This window comes from Phormidium sp. FACHB-1136 (assembly GCF_014697375.1).
Classification (GTDB): Bacteria; Cyanobacteriota; Cyanobacteriia; order Phormidesmidales; family Phormidesmidaceae; genus Nodosilinea.
The window spans coordinates 1-4,854 of sequence record NZ_JACJRS010000186.1 but is presented as its reverse complement, the minus strand read 5'-3'; the positions used below and the strand labels follow the sequence as shown (position 1 = coordinate 4,854).

The window sequence follows — 4,854 nt, the reverse complement described above, 5'->3', positions numbered from 1 at the left end:
GAGGGGTGTTTGTCACCAGCCCACTGCACATCGACGTGGGTGGTGCTGACCATGCGAACAATTTCACCCCGCCACCCCCGCTTACCCACCTTACGCACGGGCTGACCAACATGGGGCCAACGAAGATCCTCTAAAGGTTGGGGTTGGAGGTCGTTACGGTTGTTACACCCCCCTGAAACCGTTGGTATGCCGTCGTTTAGGTGTAACAACCCCCCGTTGTTACGGGTCGTTACGGGGTTGTTACGAGGGGGTGAGGTCGTCACCGTTGGGGTTGTTTCAGGGGTAGGCGTAACGACCTGTAACAACCTCTCTGGGGAGGTTGTTACGGAGGTTGTTACGCCCTCAAACCCTTGATTTTCCGTTGTTTCTGAATCCCCGTAACAACCGTAACAACCTACTTCCCCAAAAAAAGATTTTTTCTCTTCATTGGCATAGAACCAAATGCGGGTTGGCACACCACCGACTCGTTTCAGTTTGCTTGTCCACCCCAACTGCTTGAGGATGGTGGACACCCGCATTTGTGCCCTTCTGTCCTGCTTGTCGAGGTCAATGCGTAGAGCGTGATCAAGGATTTGCTTAGTGGTCACTTCTGAGGCATCCATGCTGCTGACATAGGTGGCCACCACCTCATGCCAGGGGTCTTGCATGGCGTATTCCTGGTTCAGTTCGTTGCTTTGTGCCTGTTCTTCCTTGGTGAGCCACCACTTTTCACCCGCTCGGTAGGCGGCTACGGCAGCAGCCCAGATAGCATCCCTCTCCTGTTGCAGGGTGGTGGTGTCGATTTCCCGCCGAACCGGGATGACCCAAAACCGCCTGTTGCCTGTGGAGTCGGCTAGAAACTCCTTTTCATTGGTGGTGCCCACGAAGATAGAGGGGCGGTCTAGTTCCTTGGTTTCTCTGCCATAGGGAGGGCGCACCAGGTCGCGGCTACAGGTGATAAACGCCTTCACCGTGGCAACGTCTTTGCGCTTGAAGACGGCTTCTAGTTCGGCCCATTCCACAAACCACACCATGTGCAGCTTGAGCCGTTCATCTTTGTCTGAACTACTGCCCATGGAGTCGTCAAACCATTCGCGGCTCGCCAGGGTCTTGAAGAATGTGGACTTGAAATCCCCCTGCCCACCTTGCAGGATGCAAGCGGTATCGACTTGGCAACCGGGCACATAGGCACGGGCTACGGCAGCTATCAAGGTCTTGCGGATGTAGGTGTTGTGGAGGGGGTGATCGGTGCCCAGGTAGCGGGTGGCCAGGTCGTCGAGGATGGCGGTGCTGTTGCCGTGGGTTTGGGCCACCTGGTCAAGGTATTCCGCTACGGGGCTGTAGGCGTTGTCTCTGGCAATGTTGCTGACGATCTTCTGAAACTGGGCATCAGGCACTTGGATGTTGTGGTTCACAGCCAAGCTCACCTGTAGGTCATCGAGGTCGAGGGCTTCACCGTCAAGTTCGATTCGTTTGGTGAGTTGGTTGAACCGTAGGCGATCACCCACCTGCTGCTTCACGCGGTGGTAGTTGACCCGCATGGAGCAATGGCGCTCTTCGAGGTCAAAGCCCTGGTCATCGGTCGGCTCTGGCTCTGGCGGCTGGGCTAGGCGTCGAGGTTCTACCGCATCGAGGATGGTTTCTTTGGTGGCCCCGTCTGCAATCCAGTCCACCACGTCAGCGCCGCCTGATTTGGGTAGACGTTGCCATAGGAACGACTCTGGAAAGGCGTAGCACCACCCCGCCACCGTGATGCCGTTCTGCACCAGGTCGGCTTCAATTTCCTCGCAATGCTTTACCCCTGGTTCATCACGGTCGGGGCATAGCACCACCTGGTAGCCTTTCAGGTCTTCGAGGTAGTTGGGGTAGCCATACTGTTTCCACTTGCCCGCGCCACCGATAGCGCAGGTCGCAGGGATGCCCTTTGATAACAGCGCGTTCACCTTGCCTTCCCCCTCGACCAGGAAGATCCGGCCACCCTTGGCCCTCTCATTCACCGAACAGAAGATGCGGAACAGGTGAACAGCGGCCTTCACATCGTCGGGCAAGCCTTTGGCCCATCGGTGGCCATCCCAATGCTGCTGATAGAACTGTCGGTGCCCTTGGCCGTCATCCTTGCGACACACCTGGGCGATGGATTCGGCCACACCGTTGGTTAGGGTGTCGTAGGTGTAGGTGTGGCTGTCAGCCTTGCGGGGTGGTTTCTCCCAGGTGGCTGGGCTGATGGCGTCGATCACCCGTTGCTTTCCGGCAGCGGTGGCCATGCAGTCACAGCCAAAGGCGTTGTATTTCCCGGTCTTGAGGTCAACCTTGAAGTTTTCGGCATTGCACACCGGGCAGTGGTATTCCCCCGTGGTGGCCGTGGATTTCCCTTCAACGGGGACAAGTTGATTGAGATGAGAGAGAATAGAAAATGAATTCATTAGATTTCCTTAATGAACTACAGCCGCGCCCATGGAGCGCGGTTTTTTGTTGGCACGGTCTAGGCGATGGTTGGGGCAAGGGATTCCAGATAGGCCCGGATGGCTTGCTCATGGCTGCCAGGGATGCCCCGACAAGCCAACCAGTTCAGACACAGCGCGGTGTTGTACCGGATACCGCTACGGGGGTGGTCAGGGTTGAGGTAGATCCAGTGAACGCCCTGCTTCCATTCCCCCGATTCCCGGAGTTCACGAAGGAAGGATTTAGACACGTTCATCAGCTTGGCAAGCTGGGCAGTGGTGGTGAAGGGTGAGGGCATGGGGTGGTCTCCTGCTGGGTGGTGGTGGCCCTTGGTGGTAGCGCTTCGTGGGGCGTATAGCCGTACTGTAAACGCAGTATCAATCAGTTTTAATTCCCGGAAAGGCTAAGCCTTTCCTAGCAATTTCAAGAGATACGCAGCGAAACTAAGCGCCATGCAAAACCAAGACGATGGCCGCGAGTGTGGCCCGTAGGGCACGGGCTAGACCCCTCTGCATTCCTGTGGTTCGTTCAGGAGCTTCTCTATCTTGGCGACGTGCCACCGATAGGTTGGGCGAGCTGCTTGTGGTCGGGCGATGTTGCGATAGTGAACACCCTCCTTGAAGCACGCATCTCGCAGCCTGCGGAGATGATCCGGCGTCATCCCTAGCGTTTCGCAAGCGTCCCCGGTTGATTTCCACATTGAATAATGGGCGCGTGATTTGCCGTTTTTCCACATGGTCTACTCCTGATCTATGAGTTGTTATGCACATTCATTAGGCCGTTGGGGACAAAGGATCGCCACCGCTGAACCCACCCCTGGGCTTTCAGCGGTGGGTTCATCGAGCCGATTACCCCACACCTGCACCAGGTCGCGGCCACATTCAGCCTTTAGCAGTGCCTCGTCAATCAGCAGCGCTAGGGTCTGAGGCAGGGCCACATTAGCCAGCGTTGTCCCCCCTAGGCCATGGCCCTCGATGACAGCCAGAGCCGTCGTTAGGAGCATGGCCGCACGCTGGTAAGACTCGATAGCGGCCTGTAGGTCAAAAGCAAGGCGGTCGAGGTCGTGTTTCATGGTTCACCTGGGCTTGCGGGGTAGGTCGTTCTCCAGCCGTTGCACCTTGGCCCACAGGATGCCCACGATCATCCTCAGTCGGGCATCGGCATTAGAGACTTCATCGTCATGGGTGTTGAGCCAGTGCAGCGCCTTCTCTAGCCGCTGGTTTGAATCGGCCAAGGCATCGTCGTTCATCGGTCTAGACCTCTCGATAAAGGGCATTTTGGGCACTCTGGGAAACTCGGAAACTTGGGAAACTTGGCGAACTCAAGCGGCTGAATCCACCGCCACCACTGGAGTTACGCGAGTTACCCCCGGAGTTTCCGAGCCGTAACTTAGTTTCCATTCAGCCAGGTCGAGGAACACCTTGCCGATGACAACTAACTCGGCAGATGAGAACTTATCCGCGCAATAGTCAAGATCTTCATCGGGGTTGCAGTGGTCATCACCCCAGACCTTGATGTACTGATTCCTGATTTCCTCAAGCGACGGTGAACAGCCACCAGGGATGGCCTTGAGGTAGCGATCGCGCAGGTCGTTAATGGTTTGGGACATGGTTTTCCTCGACAGATTGAAGAACCCGTGAAGGACGATGGCAACGGATATCGCCCCTCACACGCTCAAACTCTAGCGCGAATAAGTTAGCACAGTCAATTTATTAGCGTGATGAACATAGCGCTAAGATTGTGCTAGTAAAGCCTTCATGGGAGAGATTTACGTGTCTAAGATTGCTGAGCTTCGCAAGAAAGCAGGACTAACCCAACGACAGCTTGCTGACGCCGTTGGGGTAGACCCGTCAACCATCCGTAACTGGGAACGAAACAGAGCCTTCATAGAGACACTCGCTAAGGTCTCCAGACTGTGCGATGTCTTGGAGTGCGATACCTCAGACCTTTACCAAACCGAAGACCCGCTCATGCAGAGCGATGAGGAATAACCATGGCCACCACCCCACAGCCCACGCCAGAGCCAACCCTAACCGCCATTGCAGGGCAGCTTGAGCAAGTCACCCAGGGCTTGGGCGACATCAAGGCCGATGTGGATCAACTCAGTCAGCAGGTCGAGCGCTTTAACGACCGTCTACAGAACTATGAGCAAGGTATGCGGTGGGTGGTGCAGTTGGCCTTTACCTTGCTCATCTCGGCCACCGTGGCCCTGGTGGTCAGTGCGATCACATTCCTGCTGAGAAGCTAAAAAACGGGACGTTTGTGGGCAGTTTGTGTGTAAAGCCCAAAAACGAAGCCCGAAAGCATTGAAAAACGGACATTCAGAGCCACGTTGACATCGTGGGGGTCACTGGTTCGAGTCCAGTTACGTCCATAAGGGTTTCAGCCCCTAGGGCAAGGGTTTCAGGCACATCACCATTCAGGCCGCTAGCG

7 protein-coding genes and 1 tRNA gene are annotated in these 4,854 nt (G+C 56.0%); 3 read left to right on the top strand and 5 right to left on the bottom strand.

The window, feature by feature from the left end; translation table 11 throughout:
- From H6G62_RS26030 to H6G62_RS26010, 5 genes are all read right to left on the bottom strand, one after another.
- A partial coding sequence (locus H6G62_RS26030) for a VapE domain-containing protein (protein WP_190500610.1) occupies nt 1-2,402 on the bottom strand: 2,402 nt, incomplete at its 3' end.
- A gap of 59 nt (nt 2,403-2,461) precedes the next feature.
- Nucleotides 2,462-2,719, bottom strand: coding sequence for a helix-turn-helix domain-containing protein (locus H6G62_RS26025; protein WP_190500608.1), 258 nt, complete (start codon nt 2,717-2,719; stop codon nt 2,462-2,464).
- Between the two features lie 462 nt (nt 2,720-3,181).
- Nucleotides 3,182-3,493 (bottom strand): hypothetical protein, encoded by a 312-nt coding sequence (locus H6G62_RS26020; protein WP_190500607.1) that lies wholly within the window; start codon nt 3,491-3,493, stop codon nt 3,182-3,184.
- 3 nt (nt 3,494-3,496) lie between these two features.
- Nucleotides 3,497-3,670 carry a hypothetical protein gene (locus H6G62_RS26015; RefSeq protein WP_190500605.1) on the bottom strand — a complete coding sequence of 58 codons (174 nt, stop codon included), beginning with the start codon at nt 3,668-3,670 and terminating at the stop codon, nt 3,497-3,499.
- Between the two features lie 72 nt (nt 3,671-3,742).
- Nucleotides 3,743-4,030 (bottom strand): hypothetical protein, encoded by a 288-nt coding sequence (locus H6G62_RS26010; RefSeq protein ID WP_190500603.1) that lies wholly within the window; start codon nt 4,028-4,030, stop codon nt 3,743-3,745.
- Nucleotides 4,031-4,193: 163 nt separating this feature from the next.
- On the opposite strand from H6G62_RS26010, the gene H6G62_RS26005 reads away from it, so the two are divergent.
- From H6G62_RS26005 to H6G62_RS25995, 3 genes are all read left to right on the top strand, one after another.
- Entirely contained in the window at nt 4,194-4,412 is a 219-nt protein-coding gene (locus H6G62_RS26005; RefSeq protein WP_199325258.1) for a helix-turn-helix transcriptional regulator, read from the top strand.
- Nucleotides 4,413-4,414: 2 nt separating this feature from the next.
- The gene (locus H6G62_RS26000) at nt 4,415-4,669 is read left to right on the top strand and encodes a hypothetical protein (protein ID WP_190500599.1); all 255 of its coding nucleotides are present in this window, start codon (nt 4,415-4,417) and stop codon (nt 4,667-4,669) included.
- A gap of 6 nt (nt 4,670-4,675) precedes the next feature.
- Nucleotides 4,676-4,795: transfer RNA gene (locus tag H6G62_RS25995), tRNA-OTHER, on the top strand.
- The last annotated feature ends 59 nt before the right edge of the window (nt 4,796-4,854 follow it).

Coding starts and splice junctions, on each gene's coding strand:
- H6G62_RS26000 (WP_190500599.1), top strand. CDS start 4,415: ATGGCCACCACCCCACAGCCCACGCCAGAGCCAACCCTAACCGCCATT.
- H6G62_RS26015 (WP_190500605.1), bottom strand. CDS start 3,670: ATGAACGACGATGCCTTGGCCGATTCAAACCAGCGGCTAGAGAAGGCG.
- H6G62_RS26020 (WP_190500607.1), bottom strand. CDS start 3,493: ATGAAACACGACCTCGACCGCCTTGCTTTTGACCTACAGGCCGCTATC.
- H6G62_RS26010 (WP_190500603.1), bottom strand. CDS start 4,030: ATGTCCCAAACCATTAACGACCTGCGCGATCGCTACCTCAAGGCCATC.
- H6G62_RS26025 (WP_190500608.1), bottom strand. CDS start 2,719: ATGCCCTCACCCTTCACCACCACTGCCCAGCTTGCCAAGCTGATGAAC.